A 17,297-nucleotide genomic window follows, 5' to 3' on the forward strand; every position below is an offset into this window, starting at 1 on the left:
CTGGGCACATCGGCTTAATCATCATCTGAAGCGTGCTTGGTAGCCGCAATCTTGCATACCTGCGAATAAAAGTTTTCCTGGAAGGTGCCGGGTAGCGGCCGAGAAAATTCCCATGAATATCCGGGAATATCGCGGCGAATGACAAGATCGTCATCTTTGTCCCAGCGCTCCACAGCGACACCGGCCATCTTGCCGCTCTCGCAATCAATTGCAAACCGCGCAAATTCCTTGCGGAAGCTGTCCTCATCCTCGGCAGAGGACTTCTGGTCTTCCTTGAAGGTGCGCAACACCCAGACGTAGGTCCAGGGCGTGACCGGCTTTGCAGGCTCGCTCTTGATATGCAGCGCTCGCTTGATCTTCTTCCAGGTCGGACTTTCTTTCGGCTTCCGAACCTTTTCCGGGCCGATACTGGCATACGACACCTTAATGTCGAAATCCTTCATCTGCCCGAATAGCCTCCAGTCCCCTTCTTTTTCTTCGGGAACAGGTTCAGGCCCCAGTGCCTTGATATCGCTTTCGTAACTACCGCAACCGGCCAGCAACACGACACCAAGCATCAGGACCCGGGATTTCATGGCTAATCCTTTTTCAACATGGGGAAGCCCAATGCCTCGCGCGCGTCGTAATACGCCTGCGCCACACCGCGTGACAGATTGCGGATCCGGCCAATATACGCCGCACGTTCGGTCACCGAAATGGCACCGCGCGCATCGAGCAAGTTGAAGGTATGACCCGCCTTGAGAATCATTTCATAGGCAGGCAGCGGCACCGCAGCTTCCAGCAGACGCTTGGCTTCGGCTTCGTAATCGTTAAACTGGCGGAACAGCAGCTCGACATTGGAATGCTCAAACGCATACTGCGACTGTTCGACTTCGTTCTGATAGAACACGTTGCCATAGGTGACAGGCGTGCCATCAGGCAGATGCGTCCAGATCAGGTCGTATACGTTTTCGACGTTTTGCAGGTACATGGCCAGACGTTCGAGGCCATAGGTAATCTCGCCCAGTACCGGCTTGCAATCGAGGCCGCCAACCTGCTGGAAGTAGGTAAACTGCGTCACTTCCATGCCGTTCAGCCATACTTCCCAGCCCAAGCCCCATGCACCCAGTGTCGGATTTTCCCAGTCGTCCTCGACAAAACGGATGTCATGAACCGTTGGATCAATGCCCAGTTTCTTCAAGGAACCGAGGTAGAGATCCTGAATATTGTCCGGCGACGGCTTCAGTACGACCTGAAACTGGTGGTGCTGGAACAGGCGGTTGGGGTTTTCACCATAGCGGCCATCCTTGGGGCGGCGGCTAGGCTGCACATAGGCGGCATGCCACGGTTCCGGGCCTAAAGCTCGCAGAAAGGTGGCAGTGTGAGAGGTGCCTGCGCCGACTTCGGTATCGTACGGCTGCAAAAGCGCGCAGCCCTGGGCATTCCAGTAGTGCTGCAGCGTGAGAATAATTTCCTGAAAAGTCAGCATTGTTACTATATCTGATCGCATTGGCGGACATTCGATTCTACTTGCTTTACGCAGTACCACAAGTACTTGACTCAATTACCCTGCTGCAATGCCACAATTTGGCGACGCCTGGCGTGCCCAAAACCATTCGGACAAGGCACTTGCCTCCATTGGCCGGGCAAAAAGCCACCCTTGCGCCACATCGCACCCCTGCTCTTTCAGGAATGCGAGCTGCACTGCCGTTTCGACACCTTCTGCGACCACGCTCAGATTCAAGCTCTGCCCGATTCTGACCACGGCACTTGCCAGCGCCCTGTCTTCGGCATCCTCGCCTAAATCTCGTACAAAACTCTGATCCAGTTTGAGTTCATGCACCGGAAAGCGTTTCAGATAGCTCAGACTGGAATAGCCCGTCCCGAAATCATCCACAGAAAGACATACACCCAGCTGCTTGAGTGCCTTAAGTGTTTCAAGTGGATGGTATTCATCGAGCATCATCACACTTTCCGTGATCTCTAGCGTCAGGCGATCGGGCGCAATGCCAAACTCATCCAGCAAAGCCGCAACTTCATGCTCTAGCCCCTCCTGACGGAATTGCTGTGGCGACAAATTAACCGACAGGGACGGCACGCGTACCCCCTGCGCATCCCAGCGCGCCAGCTGTGCGACGGTTTCACGCAGCATCCACGACCCCAGCGCCTCGATCAGACCGGTCTCTTCTGCCAGCGGAATAAACCGGGCGGGAGAAATCATGCCCCACTCGGGATGCATCCAGCGCGCCAATGCCTCCACGCCATACAATGACTCGTCCCGAATCAGAATTTGCGGTTGATAGTGCGCCAGCAACTGACCTTCATCCAATGCCGTCCGCAAGGCCGCTTCCATGCGCAGACGTTCGGCAGCCGCCTGATTCATCTCTTCGTGATAGAAGCGGAAGACCCGATTGGGGGATGCTTTAGCCTGATGCATAGCCGTATCGGCATTACGCATCAGGGATTCGAAATCTGCCCCATCCTCCGGATAGACGGCAATACCGATACTGGCGCCGACAACCAGAATATGTTCCCCGAGCGTGATGGGTTCATTCACTACGCCAATCACCTTACCTGCGACCCGCTCTGCGCCCTGACGATTGCAGTTGGCCAGAACAATGACAAACTCATCCGCACCGATCCGGCCGACGGTATCGTACTCTCGCACCACCGCATCCAGCCGATGCCCCATGATGTCGAGAAATGCATCGCCAGTCTGATGCCCGAGTGAATCATTGATATTCTTGAAACGATCCAGATCCACATACAGGAGCGCCATCGAGCGCCCCTCCCGCTCGGCTCGCAAAATGGAATGCTGCGCACGTTCAGCCAGCATCGCCCGGTTGGGCAAACCGGTCAGAGGATCAAAAAAGGCAAGATGATGTATTTGCGCCTCGGCTTCACGCTGCGACAGAGCCAGCGTCACAAGATGCACACAGGCATCCACCACACGACGATGAAATCGGTCTGCGTCACGTACTTCGCGGTAGTAAATGGCAAATGTCGCCTGCACCTGACCAAGACGCGTCAGAATAGGAGATGACCAGCAGGCTCGCAGGCCATGTTGCAGTGCCAGATCCTTATAGGCAGCCCAAAGCGGATCATGCGCGATATCTCTTACAAACACCGGCTTTCGCAACCAGGCAGCCGTCCCGCAAGAGCCAACATCCGGTCCGATGGATAGCCCATTGATTGCATCGCAGTACGCTTGTGGCAATCCCGGCGCTGACCCCGGTCGCAAATATCCTTGCTCATCCACCATCACAATGGATGAAATCAGCTCGGGTGCAATCTGATCCACACCTGAGGTAATCAGATCAAGAATGGTATCCAGTGCCTGCCCTTCGGCTAGCGCTTCAATGACTCGATACTGCAGATCAAGCAACTGATCCAGCCGACTCATGGATGCAAGATCGCGTATGGTCGCCACCAGATAGATCTGGCCGGAATACTGGATGGGAAAGGTTGAAACTTCGATCAGCCCGGTGCGCTGTTTGGTGTTCCAATGGGCACGAAAGGTATCCACCCCCGTGAGCATGGTGCGCTCCCAGATGCGCTGCCAGTCTGACTCCGCCATCTGCTCGCTAAAAATCGCCGCCTTCTGACCGATCAATTCATCTTTATGCGCACCCGTCATACGCGCCACGGTCGCATTCGCAAATACCACCAGACCTTCTCGATCGAACCACAGCACACCAAAACGCGCAGCCTCAATCGTCATTAAGGCCATCAGCTTGGATTGACGCATGCTACCGGTCAGACCGCTGTCATGCACCATGGAGATAATAACCGGGCGCTCATTCAGCAGCGTGGTTGATGCATAGACATCTACGGCGCGCACTGCACCGGACGCCAGGCGATGATCAAAATGGAAATACCGGCGCCCTTCAGCTGCCGCATGCTGCATCTCTTCTGCCACGCGATTGGGCGGCAGAACATTGATGTCAAAGATTCGCATCGTCCGCAATTGCGCTACTGGCCAGCCATAGAATGCGGCAGCCGCACCATTGGCATCCAGCACACTACCATCATCCGGATCAATCACCAGAATGGGGGCGCGCGTTGCGTCGAACAGCTCACCACACAGGTGATTGCCGATTGTCTGTCCAGCAGGAAGAGCAGGTGGCAGGTTGGAGTCGGACATGGCATAGGTAACGCGAGCTCAGTCAGATTCAGTCTAGACTCTGGCGCGCATTTTTGCCCCGATAACACACCCCACCCATCAGACCGATGAATAAAATCAACAAAAGTGGTGAATTTCTACACCACCCATGTTTAAATATCCGCAACGTTACCCAGACCTTATTCCGGAGTTTTTCATGGCAAACAATGCAGAACTACATGCCCGCCGCCAAGCCATTACCCCCCGTGGCGTAGGTGTGATGAGTGATTTCTTCATCGACCACGCCCGTAATGCAGAACTCTGGGATATTGAAGGTCGACGCTTTATCGATTTCGCGGCAGGCATCGCCGTCCTGAATACCGGCCACTGCCATCCGAAAATTACAGCCGCAGTTCAAGCCCAGCTGGGCCAGTTCAGTCACACCTGCTATCAGGTTGTACCGTACGAAAGCTACGTGACACTGGCAGAAAAGCTGGCCGAACTGACGCCGGGCTCGCACCAGAAGCGCGTGTCCTTCTTCACTACCGGCGCTGAAGCCGTAGAAAATGCGGTCAAGGTGGCGCGCGCCGCCACCGGACGCGCTGGCGTGATTGCTTTCTCGGGCGCCTTCCACGGTCGCACCCACATGGGCATGGCACTCACTGGCAAGGTGGTGCCGTACAAGGTTGGCTTTGGACCGTTCCCTGCCGAAATCTACCACCTGCCCTTTCCGATCGAATCCCATGATGTCAGCGTCGATGACTCGATCAAGGCACTGCATACCCTCTTCAAGGCCGATGTCGATCCCAAGCGCATTGCCGCCATCATCATCGAGCCTGTGCAAGGCGAAGGCGGCTTCTATGTTGCCCCGCCGGAACTCATGCGCGCCATCCGTAAAGTGTGTGATGAACACGGCATCCTGATGATTGCCGACGAAATCCAGACCGGCTTTGCACGTACCGGCAAGATGTTTGCCATGGACCACTACGATGTTCTGCCCGACATGATGACGCTGGCCAAGAGTCTCGCCGGTGGTTTCCCGATTTCCGCACTGGTTGGCCGCGCAGAGATCATGGATGTCCCCGCACCGGGCGGCATGGGCGGCACTTACGCCGGTAGCCCGCTGGCTACAACAGCAGCGCTGGCGGTGCTTGACGTGATCAAGGAAGAAAAGCTGTGCGAACGAGCCAACCAGCTGGGTGCAGCCCTGAAAGAGCGGCTGAACAGCCTGAAATCGTCGGTGCCGCAAATCGCCGACGTACGTGGTCTGGGCTTTATGGTGGCGGTCGAATTCAACAAGGCAGGCACACACGAACCGGATCCGGATTTCACCAAGAAGGTACAGGCCGAAGCCCTGAAGCGTGGCCTGATTTTGCTGACCTGCGGCGTGTACGCCAATGTGATCCGTTTCCTGTCGCCCATTACCATCGAAGATGCCGTGTTTGCCGAAGCACTCGATATCATCGAAGCCGCGATCAAAGCGTAAGGAATAGACCATGCTGAATCTGAACGATCCAAGCCTGCTCAAACAGCAATGCCTGATCAACGGCGAATGGTGTAATGCCGACAATGGCGAAACCTTCCCGGTGACCAATCCGGCGACGGGCGAGATCATCGCCCATGTGCCGAAGATGGGTGCCACTGAAACGCAGCGCGCGATTGATGCCGCCGAACGTGCCTGGCCGGCCTGGCGCAGCAAGACGGCTAAGGAACGCGCTGCTGTCCTGCGTAAATGGTATGAACTGATTGCCGCCAATATTGATGATCTGGCACTGATCCTGACCAGCGAACAAGGCAAGCCCCTGACTGAGGCCAAGGGGGAACTAATGTCCGGCGCAGGCTATATGGAATGGTTTGCCGAGGAAGCCAAGCGTGTCTATGGCGAAACGATTCCGTCGCCATGGGCTGACAAACGCATCATGACTCTGCGCCAGCCCATTGGCGTTGCAGCAGCCATTACGCCGTGGAATTTCCCGCACTCCATGATCCCGCGCAAGGCAGGTCCGGCGCTGGCAGTGGGTTGCCCGATGATTCTCAAGCCCGCCAGCCAGACACCGCTCTCGGCTCTGGCACTGGGCGAACTGGCGCAGCGTGCAGGCGTACCAGCGGGCATTTTTTCGGTGCTGACCGGCTCTGCTCGTGCAATTGGCGATGCGCTGTGTGCATCCGACACCGTTCGCAAACTCAGCTTTACCGGCTCGACAGAGGTCGGCCGCCAGCTCGCAGCCAATTGCGCGCCGACTTTGAAGAAGCTGTCGCTGGAATTAGGCGGGAATGCCCCCTTCATCGTGTTTGACGATGCCGATATCGATGCAGCGGTCGAAGGTGCGATTGCGTCCAAGTTCCGCAATGCTGGTCAAACATGTGTCTGTGCTAACCGTCTCTATGTCCAGTCTGGCATTTACGATACATTCGTGGAAAAGCTGGCAGCCGCAGTTGCCAAGTTGAAGATCGGCAATGGTACTGATGCAGGTACGCAAATTGGCCCGATGATTGATGCCAATGCGGTACTTAAAGTGGAAGAACACCTGCAGGATGCGATCGCCAAGGGTGGCAAAGTTGTTCAAGGTGGCAAACGTCATGCATTGGGCGGCACCTTCTTTGAGCCAACGGTTGTATCCGGCGTGACACCCGCCATGAAAGTAGCCAAGGAAGAGACCTTTGGCCCGCTCGCACCTGTCTTCAAGTTCGAGACAGAAGCCGAAGTCATTGCCTACGCAAACGATACCGAATACGGACTGGCATCGTACTTCTTTGCCAAGGATCTGGGACGGGTGTTCCGTGTTGCCGAGGCACTGGAATACGGCATGGTGGGCGTGAATACGGGCTTGATTACAACAGAGGTCGCGCCATTTGGCGGGGTAAAACATTCTGGCCTTGGACGCGAAGGCGCACGGCAGGGCATGGATGAATATCTGGAAACCAAATATGTCTGCCTGAGTGGAGTGTAGTCTTTTCGCTCAACGGCTTGCTTTATGCTTGCATTAGCGCTTGCACGAAAATCAAGCAAGCGCTAATATAGCGTTAATCACGTAGATTTTGTATGTGAACTGTTTCCTCCTCCTCTTCCCGTGTAGGCCTTGGCCGAAGCGGGAATTTTTTTATCTATTAGATTCGTTTTATTTATCTTTCGCGTCTATTTCAAGTCTTAGTTAAACAATTTATATTGCAATCGTTTGCATTAACGTGCATTTGCTTTTGCAACACTTCCACACGTTTTTACACTTTCTTGTCAAACCTTTCCGCCCCCTGAATGCCTTACAATGCCGAGCCTGCACGAGGCAACAGTGCGTCGTGCATTTTTTGTATATTGAAAGAGTTGGCAGCGCATGCGTTCAAGTGACGCCTCATTGACCTGTGAGTTTCCACCCGCCAGTCAGGCGGATGTTGTTGTGCCTATTCGCAGAAATACCTTGCGCGGCGCAAGTGTATCCCTTGTCGTCCATGTCATCGCCTTGCTGCTCATGCGCCCGCTCATCATGGATCAGAACGGTGATGGCGGTGAAACACCCATTTCAGTCGAACTGAATCTGGAAGACTTACCCGGCAAACAGGCAGCGGAAAGCGCCCCGCCTCCACCTCAAGGTCAGCCGGATCAAGTGCCTCGCGAGACCCCCCCGCAACATCCGGTTCAAGCGCACCCGGCAGATACCCGCCGCATCATCGCGACTAATCGCCCTGCTACGCCGGACACCCCCACCATTCCTGCATCGCCCCCCGAGCCACAACCGCGTCGCGTGCCACCGCCCCCAGAAGAAGTCCCTCCGCCTCCGCCCGGCATGGATTTTTCTACTTATGTGCAACAACGCATGTCGCAACTGCCAAAATCGCAGGGCGGCGCTGGCAGGACTGCTGAACAAGATGCCAATGCAGCACGTGACGCCATCATTGCCCGCAATCTGAAACGGCCGGGCACAAGTGGTTTATTCGAGATTAGGGACAGATCTGCCTACAAGGCGACCATTAGCTTCAAGGGCTGGACCGTATCGCAAAGCAGCGCCAGACAGTCCCTATTTGATGTCAGAGTTGAACCGGGTGATGATATTGAACGTGCGATTATCCGCAAGGTGATCGAGATCACACGCCAGTACTATCCAACCGAAGCACCGTGGCATATCGAACGACTGGATCAAACGTATCCGCTCTCCATGCGCCGCGAAGATCAGGCTGCAACAGAGGATTTTCTTATGCGTGAGTTTGGATTCTCATCCGGTAAATCTACTCCCGGTAGAGGACGCTAAGTTATCATGCAGGCAGAAGATCTGATCAAGCTCGTCCACACCAAGATGCCCTTTGGCAAACACGCCGGGACACTGATTGCCGATTTGCCGGGCAACTATTTAAACTGGTTTGCCCGCGAAGGATTTCCCAAGGGTGAAATCGGACGACTGCTGGCCTTGATGCAGGAAATGGATCACAACGGGCTGCGGTCCATGCTGGATCCGCTTCGCCACCCATGACGACTACACCTTAACAACGGGACGGGAAACGCATGAAACTCGGCTACACCATCATTTACGTTCCAGATGTCCCGGCCTCACTGGTGTTCTTTGAGCAGGCATTTGGACTTTCACGCAAGTTCCTGCATGAGTGTGGCACCTATGGAGAGCTGGATACGGGTGCAACTACCCTGTCATTTGCCTCACACGCGCTAGGCGACATGAACTTTGCCGGTGGACATGTGCATGCCGATACATCGCAACAGCCGCTGGGCTTTGAAATTGCATTGGTGACCGCGGATGTCGCATCCGCCCATGCCCGTGCACTGGACAGTGGCGCACGCGAGCTTGCTCCACCACAGGTGAAGCCTTGGGGTCAAACGGTTTCTTACGTCAGATGCCCGGATGGCATCCTGGTCGAGCTGTGCTCGCCTATTCAAGCCTGATCCATGCTGGACAGACTATCCAGCACCTAATCGGTTGGCCAGTCGTATTCATGATAGACACAAAGCAAAAACCCCACGCCGGAGCATGGGGTTTTCTGTATTCTGTGGTCGGCGTGAGAGGATTCGAACCTCCGACCCCTTCGTCCCGAACGAAGTGCGCTACCAGGCTGCGCTACACGCCGACTTGCAAAGAGCTGCGCATTTTAGGATACCCGCATCCGCCTGTCAACATTGCGGACGGTGCGTCAAAATACGCGACACTCAACAATCAGTTGCTGCGCTCAACTGCAAATACCGCCAACTCACGCATCGCACGTGCAAAATCATTGTTTGGTAAAGCGGCAATTGCTTCGTTGGCCAGTGCAGCTTCGCGGCGAGCCGCTTCCAGTGCGCGCTCAAGCGAACCGCTTGCCTGAACGGCTGCCAGCACTTCGGCAAAGCGATCGGCGCGCGCATTTTCAATCGCGTCACGCACCACCGCAGCCTGATCAGTCGTACCAAAGCGCATGGTATAAATCAGTGGCAGCGTACATTTGCCTTCGGCCAGATCATCGCCAACATTCTTGCCCATCTCTTCGGCACTGGCGGAGTAGTCCAGTACATCATCCACAATCTGGAAAGCCGTACCCAGATGCATGCCGTAGCGCGCCATGGCATCTTCGGTGGCGGCGTCAGACTTGTTCAACAGTGCACCGAGACGTGATGCAGCCTCGAACAGTTTGGCCGTCTTGTAGCGAATGACCTTCAGATAATCCGCCTCATCGAGATCGGCATCCTGAATATTCATCAGCTGCAGCACTTCGCCCTCTGCGATCACATTAGTCGCATCGGCCAGTACCTGCATCACACGCATGTCATTGACCGAAACCATCATCTGGAAAGCGCGGGAATATAAGAAATCGCCCACCAGTACGCTGGCCGCATTGCCGAACAGCGCATTGGCGGTATCGCGGCCACGACGCAGGCTGGATTCATCGACGACATCATCATGCAGCAAGGTGGCGGTATGAATAAACTCAACGACAGCCGCAAGCTCGTGATGGAACGCGCCTTCATAACCCAGTGCGCCGGCAGACAGCAATACCAGTACCGGGCGCAGGCGCTTGCCGCCCGAGCTGACGATGTATTCGGCCACCTGGCGCACCAATACGACATCAGAGTGCAAACGGGTGCGGATCAGGGCGTCGACCTTCGCCATGTCGGCGTCGATCACGGATTTCACGAATTCGATTGACACGGTATTGCCTGAGAGGATGGTTATTCCGATGGGGGACGATTATACCCTGAAAACATAAGGTCTTTGTTCTGACGTCCGGTATTGCCTAAAACTTGACCAAATTCATACGCTTGCGTATAGTGGCGTGCTCCCCGCAACGCGCGGGGCAGTTTTATTTCAGGAGCTCAGTCTATGTACGCGGTCATAAAAACCGGTGGCAAGCAATACAAAGTTGCCATTGGTGAAAAACTTAAAGTAGAACAGATTGCCGCCGACATCGACAGCCAGATCGTACTGAACGAAGTACTGATGGTGGTTGACGGTGAAGCGGTTTCGGTTGGCACCCCTGTTGTTGCGGGCGCTACCGTCACAGCAACGGTTGTTTCTCATGGTCGTCACGACAAGGTTCGCATCTTCAAGATGCGCCGTCGTAAACACTACCAGAAGCGCCAAGGTCATCGTCAGAATTTCACCGAAATTCGCATTGACGCCATCGCCAAGTAATCCAGGAGTACCCACATGGCACATAAAAAAGCAGGCGGTAGTTCCCGTAACGGCCGCGACTCGGAAAGTAAACGCCTTGGTACCAAGGTTTACGGTGGCGAGCTGATCAATGCTGGTTCCATCATCATCCGTCAACGTGGCACCAAGTTCCACGCTGGCGTGAATGTTGGCATGGGCAAGGATCACACCCTGTACGCCAAGGTTGACGGCTACGTGAAGTTTGTCGTCAAGGGCCCGCTGAAGCGCAAGACCGTTGTGGTCGAGCCCTACACCGGCGCTGAAGCCTAATTATCAGGCAAACGTGGAACCGGCTGCCGCCAAGTGATTGGCCAGGGTAGCCGGCGACACGGAAAAGCCCTATCCCCGCGATAGGGCTTTTTTCCATTTCTAGCCCCTTGATCATTCGGGATCGCTTTCCGGACGAACTGGGTAGTCTAGACTAGCATCACCGGGAAATCGATTTCCCAACCTGGCAGACACGCAGCCCCGGACGAATGGGTCGTCCGTACACAGGGCGCCGGCTCTCCTGCCCGGCAACATCTTACGAGTTAGGCAGAACATGAAATTTATTGACGAAGCGCGCATCGAAGTCATGGCAGGTGATGGTGGCAATGGCTCCGCATCCATGCGCCGTGAAAAATTCATCCCCCGTGGTGGCCCCGATGGCGGCGACGGCGGCAAGGGCGGCAGCATCTGGGCGAAAGCCGACCGCGATATCAACACGCTGGTGGACTACCGCTTCGTCAAGCAATACCGCGCCAAGCACGGCGAAAACGGTCAGGGTCGCGACTGCTACGGCAAGGGCGCGGACGATGTCGTCCTGCGCATGCCGGTGGGCACCCTGATTCGCGATGCCGTCACAGATGAAATCGTGGCCGATCTGACTGAAGATGGTCAGCAAGTACTGATCGCCAAGGGCGGCAAGGGTGGTCTGGGCAACCTGCACTTCAAGTCATCCACCAATCGCGCACCGCGCCAGTTCACCCATGGTGAAGAAGGCGAACACCGCGAGTTCAAGCTGGAACTGAAGGTACTGGCAGACGTAGGCTTGCTGGGTATGCCCAATGCAGGCAAATCCACGTTTATCTCTGCCGTGTCTGCTGCCCGCCCGAAGGTCGCCGATTATCCATTTACCACACTGCACCCCAATTTGGGTGTGGTGCGTATCGACCACAACCGCAGTTTTGTGATCGCCGACATTCCGGGTCTGATCGAAGGCGCCGCCGAAGGTGCTGGCCTCGGTCACCGGTTCCTCAAGCATCTGGCCCGCACCGGTATTTTGCTGCACATCGTCGATATCGCACCGTTCAATGAAGAAACCGACCCGGTGCGTGAAGCCCATGCGATTGTGGAAGAGCTGCGCAAGTACGATGAAGCGCTGTATCAGAAGCCACGCTGGCTGGTACTGAACAAGCTGGACATGATTCCGCAAGAAGAGCGCGACGAGCGCGTGAAGGCCTTCCTGGAAGCCTATGGCTTCCCGATGACCGAACCGGATCCGTACGCGCCTTTTGATCCGATGGCACCCCGCTGGTTTGCCATTTCTGGCCTGGCAGGTGAAGGTACACAGCAATTGTGCTGGGCGATCATGGATTACCTGGATGCAACACGTCCGATGCGTCAGCCCGAAGCGGTAGCAAAAGAAGCTGAAGTCATGATGGAATACGATCCGACGAAGGACTAAAGCAGCACGTGAAATGTGAAACGTGAAAGGTGAAACGTCGTTTCGCTCTCTGTCTTTCCTGACTGGATCATTCTGACTGACTGTGGCTGACGAAAAACTTGCTGACTTTCTAGCCGCCGGACTTTCTCCGGCGGAAGTGCCGCCGCTTGCCGACCTGCTACCGGCGCGCCCGCTCATTGCTGCCTTTATCACCCTGTTCCACGGTACCGAGGAGCAGGTACTGGCACGTCTGATGGTGCTGCGTGAAATTGCCAGTCGCGGTCACGAACCGCGCTGGTCGCCCGCACAACTGGAAGCCCATTTCATCTATGTGAATCCAGTGAAGCTGCGTACTGTGCTGCACAGACTGCGCGATAACGGCCTGTTGCTGTGGGATGCCGACGAAAGTCTTTATCAGATTGCAGAGGCCGGCCGTATCGCACTGGCCTCGCTTTCTACGCTGCTCGCGTTTTCGGAACACGATGCCGAACTGGGTTACCTGACCGCACAGGCGGCAGGTCAGCAACAGCTTGGGCGTGTTTCCAATGAAACACTGCAGCATCTGCTGGCTCGCCTGAACGAGCTGTACATGCACTTTGAAGAAGCACTGGAATCGCAATCCGAATTCCAGATTCTCAAAGCACAGAAGCGGCTTGAATCGGTGTGGCGCTGGGTAGAAAAAGGCACAACAGTCATCCGTGAAATGTTTGCGGATGAGTCGCTGGATCGGCGGATGCTGGATCAGGTGCAAGCGATCGGGATGGCGCAATCGCGCATCCTGCGGCTCACCGGAAGCTTCCAGCGTCGACTGAACCAGTTGCAAGGCCAGCGTGTCCATCTGGGGCAGTCCGGCCTGACGTCGACCGATATCGCCGACTGGCTGCGAACCGCATCCCAGGGTACGCTGACCACGCTGGTTGAGGGCGAACTGCGCTTTGCGCCGCATCCGACCTTCGCGACGTGTCATGAATTGCTGGATATCGCCGAATTCGAGCTGGTGGAACGCGAGCGACTCGGCCTGGAAGCAGTCGTGCTGCCCAACAAGGTGGCCGCGCCGGACCTGGCCATGCCAGATGCCGAAAGGCTGTTCGCAGCCGAAGCATTGTACGAATCGCTGCGCGACATCCGGATTGAATCCACTTTGGCGGACGCCGTGCTGGCCGATACCTATGCCGAGACGGCCTATCGTCTATCGTTACTCAGTTTGCTTGGCGACAAGGATGCTGCACTGGAAAACAGTGTGGTGGGCGATATCGTGAAATTGCCGATTTCGCTTCAGCATGGTGCCGATGTCACCTTGCTTGATCATCCCGAGGTCGCAGCCATGACGGTTGGTCAATTGCGTCGGGCAGACGCTCAATGAGTACCCTTTCTCTTATTTCATTCGTGGATGCCGCCATACGCGCAGCATCCATGATCCTGCATGGAGCATTCCCGCATGAATGACGCACTAGCCATTCTCTGCGCCCGGCTCATTACGCATCGCTATCTCCCCCGTACCGATCCGCTGGCACGCCGCGCCTTGGTGGATGACGACTTTCGTCAGGGGCTGGAACGCCGTCTGGGTGAGGCCGGATTGATTCTGCTGGAAAATCCCTACGCCGAACATATCGGGGTGGCGCTGTCGTCCGATCTGGAAGCATTTGTATTCGGGGACGGTGAGAGCTGGCTTTCCAACAATATGGGTCTGCCACGCGATGCAATTGCACTGCTGGTAGTGATCTGGGCATTGATTATCCTGCCTAAACGAGAGCGCCAGGTCTCCCGCGCGGAAAAAGACAAGGAAAATCAGGGCGATATGTTTGTCAGCGACAAGCCGATGCAGCATGGCGAAGCGGTCTCCGTGGGGATTTCCGAAGATGCACTCTATGCTGACTTCCGTGAACGATTGGGCGGCAAGACACGGATGAATGCCAACCTTGGTACGCTCGCACGTCTGGGCCTGATCGAACGCCGCAATCGCATGGTGCACGAAGGCCCCCTGCTCGACCTGATGCTGGACTATTCGACGCTGGCCCCGCGCATCATTGAAGGCGCGCTGTCGGATGTGCTCCGTCGCAGACAATCCGAAACCACCCAACAACCTGAACCCAGCGAAACCCGATAACCATGTTTCAATTCCGCAGCATCGAAATGCGCAACTGGGACTTCTGGCAAAGCATCGAGGTTCCACTGGATGCGCAGATTGTCACCATCGTGGGGCCCAATGGCTCCGGTAAAACGACCTTGCTGGACGCCCTGCGCACTTTGCTGGCCCTGCCCTGCTCGGGTCGCCGCGACTACAAGCGCTATGTAAGAAACTCGTCGCAGCCAACCGCCTGGCTGCGCGCCGTAGTCAACAACCCGCGCAATACCTCGGCGGATATCTTCCGTCAGCGACCGTTCTGGGCCATCAGCGATGATACCGTCACCCTGTTCTGCCGCATTTCGCGTCAGGGTGGCGACTGGGTGCGCCATTACGCGATTGCCGCCGGACAGATTGAACTGACCGAAGAAAGCGAGAAATCCCTCACCTGGCTGGGCGTGCGCGATTACAAGCTGAATCTTGAACAGGCAGGTCTCACCCGTGCGATTGCCGAAGTGCTGGCACTGGAGCAGGGTGACACTGACAAACTGTGCGAATACGGCCCCAAATCCCTGCTGGATCTGGTGTTTCAGGTATTCGGCGACAAAGCCGTGCTCGATAACTATCAGCATGCCCGCAACGAACAGCGCGAAGCCGAACAGGAGCTGGAAGAGCTGACCCACCAGCTCGATGGCCTCGGTGCCCGCGTCGAACAGATGCGTGTCCGCGCCCAGCGCTATGATGACTGGCGCATGCTGGAAGTGGAAGTGGCCAAGCTGGAACGCAGCGTCCTGCCTGCCTTGCGCTATCTCGATGCCTGGGATTCGCTGATGGGCTACGTGAATCAGTTCAAGGGCATGCGGCGCATGCTGAAAACCCGTCAGGATGAACTGGCCGTCCATGAAAGCGAACTGGCTCGACTGAATCAGGATGCCGAATCGGCCATTACCGCCGAAGCAGAGGCTGATGCACGCTACAAGGCGCTGTTCGGCCCCTTTCAGCAGGCAGGTAGCGAAGCACGTGCCGCCGAAAAATTACTGGAACAACGCAACCGCATGCAGGCGCTGGCCGAAGCCGAATCCGGCGCCGATGCTGGCAAGCTGGCCGACAAACTCGGCAATTTGCGTACCGAACAGGGCGAACTGCAAGCCACCATCAAGGCGCGCAAGCAGGATCGCGATACCCTGTCCAGTCTGCAATACACCCTGCAAGGCGGCAGCCAGCCGCTGGAGCCGTTTGTGCGCCAGATGCGTGCTGCGCTGGATGAAGCCGGTATCGTGCATCATCTACTGACCGAAATCGTGGAAGTGCGCGACAACAGCTGGCAGGACGCCGTCGAGGCCCTGCTGGCTCCTTATCGCCACATCATTCTGCTGGAACGCGAGCAGGATCGCGCCAAAGCGTTTTCCATCGGCCAGCAGCTGCGCTATCGCCATTTTATCGTGCCGGAAAAGGAAGCCATTCCATTGGCGACGCCGGGCTCGATTCTGGAGATTCTCGACTTTAAACGCGATGCGCCGGGCTGGCTGACCCGCCAGATGAATCAGGTGCGCCGCGTGAAATCGGTGGAAGCCGGTGCAGAGGTACAGGGCGACTGGATCACCCGCGAGGGCTACCACAAGGAACGCCGTGGCGCGCGCCACATTGGCGTCGATCCGCGCGATCATGCCTTTGGCGAAGCCGCGCGCCGCTCGCGTCTGGACGAAATCAGCCGCAGCCTGCGCGATCTGAACCAGCTGATTCTCGATCTGGAAACCCGTTCGGTTGAACTCGGCCGCGAGATAACCAGCCTGCAACTGTCACTTGCCGGCATGGATGCCGTGCAGCAATTGGCCGCTCGCAGCGATGAATTCGCTGCGGCCGAAGCCGCGCTGCCAGAGTTACGTGCCGAAGCACAGCGTCTGGGCGAGGCACTGGCGACCGAGCAAACGCAACTGGAGACAGTTCGCAAAGCCGCGCTGGAAGCACGCCTCTCACGTCAGAAAACCGAACTGACCCGCGATGCGTTGCTCAAGCAGGTCAGCGAATTGCTTGCGCAGGTGGAGTCCCGCCAGCTGGAACAAACCCGCCAGATTGAGGCGGCCAAGCGCCTGCGCAGCGAACTGGCGGAACACGGAATCGACGCCGCCACCCTGCCCGCTCTGCGCGAGGAATGGGGTTCGGTTCAGGCCGTGCGCCACGAAATCGAGCGCCAGCGCCAGCGCCTGGAGCAGGGCGACTGGGAACGTGATGCCATGGTGCTGGAGCTGCGCGAGAAAATGCAGCAGGACTTCGATCGTCTCGCCAACGAAACACAGGCGCGCGCACAAAGCGTGGCACGCGCCCATGAACTGACCAAGGAAGCGCGTGGTGCCTATATCGCCAAACTGCGCGCCACCGTACGTGCCTACGGCCAGAATGTCACCCGGCTGGGCGCACTGGCGGGCATTTCCGTGGAAGTCGAACCGCCGCATCTGGACAACGATGACACCACGCTGGCGCAAGCTGGCCTATCAGTCAAATTCGACTTCGACCAGAAGGGTCTGATGGGCCTGAATGATGGCGAAGCATCCGGTGGCCAGCAGGTGATGAAATCGCTGATCCTGCTGATTGGCCTGATGATGGATGAAGACAATCCGACCGGCTTTGTATTCATCGACGAACCCTTTGCCCACCTCGACGTGCTCAATATCGACAAGGTGGGGGCATTCCTGCGCGCCACGCAGGCTCAGTACCTCATCACCATGCCGCTGACCCATAACGTCAACGCCTTCGCCCCGAGCGAGCTGACCCTGTGTACTTACAAAAAACGACCGGGCGAACGCTGGGCACCGGTCATCAGTCAGGCTCGCCGTCGGGTGACACCTGCTGCTACAACCACCTCAACCGCTTCAAGCTGACGGA

At 56.7% G+C, this 17,297-nt stretch carries 15 protein-coding genes and 1 tRNA gene; 11 read left to right on the top strand and 5 right to left on the bottom strand.

Going from position 1 to position 17,297, the window contains the following annotated elements; all coding sequences use genetic code 11:
* Window positions 1-14: 14 nt before the first annotated feature.
* From KSF73_05975 to KSF73_05985, 3 genes are all read right to left on the bottom strand, one after another.
* Window positions 15-575 (bottom strand): hypothetical protein, encoded by a 561-nt coding sequence (locus KSF73_05975; protein MBV1775258.1) that lies wholly within the window; start codon window positions 573-575, stop codon window positions 15-17.
* 2 nt (window positions 576-577) lie between these two features.
* Window positions 578-1,468 (bottom strand): glycine--tRNA ligase subunit alpha, encoded by an 891-nt coding sequence (gene glyQ / locus KSF73_05980; GenBank protein ID MBV1775259.1) that lies wholly within the window; start codon window positions 1,466-1,468, stop codon window positions 578-580.
* A gap of 75 nt (window positions 1,469-1,543) precedes the next feature.
* Complete coding sequence (locus KSF73_05985) at window positions 1,544-4,123, bottom strand: EAL domain-containing protein (GenBank protein ID MBV1775260.1); 2,580 nt, start codon at window positions 4,121-4,123, stop codon at window positions 1,544-1,546.
* A gap of 175 nt (window positions 4,124-4,298) precedes the next feature.
* Here KSF73_05985 and gabT point away from each other — a divergent pair, with 175 nt between their 5' ends.
* The 5 genes from gabT (at window position 4,299) to KSF73_06010 (ending at window position 8,966) form a co-directional block, all read left to right on the top strand.
* On the top strand, window positions 4,299-5,567 hold the full coding sequence (gene gabT / locus KSF73_05990) for a 4-aminobutyrate--2-oxoglutarate transaminase (GenBank protein ID MBV1775261.1): 1,269 nt from the start codon (window positions 4,299-4,301) through the stop codon (window positions 5,565-5,567).
* A 10-nt stretch (window positions 5,568-5,577) separates the two neighbouring features.
* Complete coding sequence (locus KSF73_05995; GenBank protein ID MBV1775262.1) at window positions 5,578-7,032, top strand: NAD-dependent succinate-semialdehyde dehydrogenase; 1,455 nt, start codon at window positions 5,578-5,580, stop codon at window positions 7,030-7,032.
* Window positions 7,033-7,410: 378 nt separating this feature from the next.
* Entirely contained in the window at window positions 7,411-8,322 is a 912-nt protein-coding gene (locus tag KSF73_06000) for a hypothetical protein (GenBank protein MBV1775263.1), read from the top strand.
* Between the two features lie 6 nt (window positions 8,323-8,328).
* Window positions 8,329-8,541, top strand: coding sequence for a DUF3820 family protein (locus KSF73_06005; GenBank protein ID MBV1775264.1), 213 nt, complete (start codon window positions 8,329-8,331; stop codon window positions 8,539-8,541).
* 32 nt (window positions 8,542-8,573) lie between these two features.
* The gene (locus KSF73_06010; GenBank protein ID MBV1775265.1) at window positions 8,574-8,966 is read left to right on the top strand and encodes a VOC family protein; all 393 of its coding nucleotides are present in this window, start codon (window positions 8,574-8,576) and stop codon (window positions 8,964-8,966) included.
* Window positions 8,967-9,071: 105 nt separating this feature from the next.
* Here the strand turns inward: KSF73_06010 and KSF73_06015 are convergent.
* A tRNA-Pro gene (locus KSF73_06015) sits at window positions 9,072-9,148 on the bottom strand.
* An 86-nt stretch (window positions 9,149-9,234) separates the two neighbouring features.
* Entirely contained in the window at window positions 9,235-10,164 is a 930-nt protein-coding gene (locus tag KSF73_06020) for a polyprenyl synthetase family protein (GenBank protein MBV1775266.1), read from the bottom strand.
* Window positions 10,165-10,374: 210 nt separating this feature from the next.
* Between KSF73_06020 and rplU the strand changes: the two genes are divergently transcribed.
* The 6 genes from rplU (at window position 10,375) to KSF73_06050 (ending at window position 17,293) form a co-directional block, all read left to right on the top strand.
* Window positions 10,375-10,686 carry a 50S ribosomal protein L21 gene (gene rplU, locus KSF73_06025; protein MBV1775267.1) on the top strand — a complete coding sequence of 104 codons (312 nt, stop codon included), beginning with the start codon at window positions 10,375-10,377 and terminating at the stop codon, window positions 10,684-10,686.
* Between the two features lie 15 nt (window positions 10,687-10,701).
* Window positions 10,702-10,974, top strand: coding sequence for a 50S ribosomal protein L27 (gene rpmA, locus KSF73_06030; protein MBV1775268.1), 273 nt, complete (start codon window positions 10,702-10,704; stop codon window positions 10,972-10,974).
* Window positions 10,975-11,245: 271 nt separating this feature from the next.
* On the top strand, window positions 11,246-12,370 hold the full coding sequence (gene obgE, locus KSF73_06035; GenBank protein MBV1775269.1) for a GTPase ObgE: 1,125 nt from the start codon (window positions 11,246-11,248) through the stop codon (window positions 12,368-12,370).
* A gap of 82 nt (window positions 12,371-12,452) precedes the next feature.
* Window positions 12,453-13,712 (top strand): hypothetical protein, encoded by a 1,260-nt coding sequence (locus KSF73_06040; protein ID MBV1775270.1) that lies wholly within the window; start codon window positions 12,453-12,455, stop codon window positions 13,710-13,712.
* Window positions 13,713-13,787: 75 nt separating this feature from the next.
* Window positions 13,788-14,456, top strand: coding sequence for a hypothetical protein (locus KSF73_06045; GenBank protein ID MBV1775271.1), 669 nt, complete (start codon window positions 13,788-13,790; stop codon window positions 14,454-14,456).
* A gap of 2 nt (window positions 14,457-14,458) precedes the next feature.
* A complete protein-coding gene (locus tag KSF73_06050) occupies window positions 14,459-17,293 on the top strand; it encodes an AAA family ATPase (protein ID MBV1775272.1) in 2,835 nt (944 codons plus the stop codon).
* Window positions 17,294-17,297 lie beyond the last annotated feature (4 nt).

This window comes from Burkholderiaceae bacterium DAT-1 (assembly GCA_019084025.1).
GTDB lineage: Bacteria > Pseudomonadota > Gammaproteobacteria > Burkholderiales > Chitinimonadaceae > DAT-1.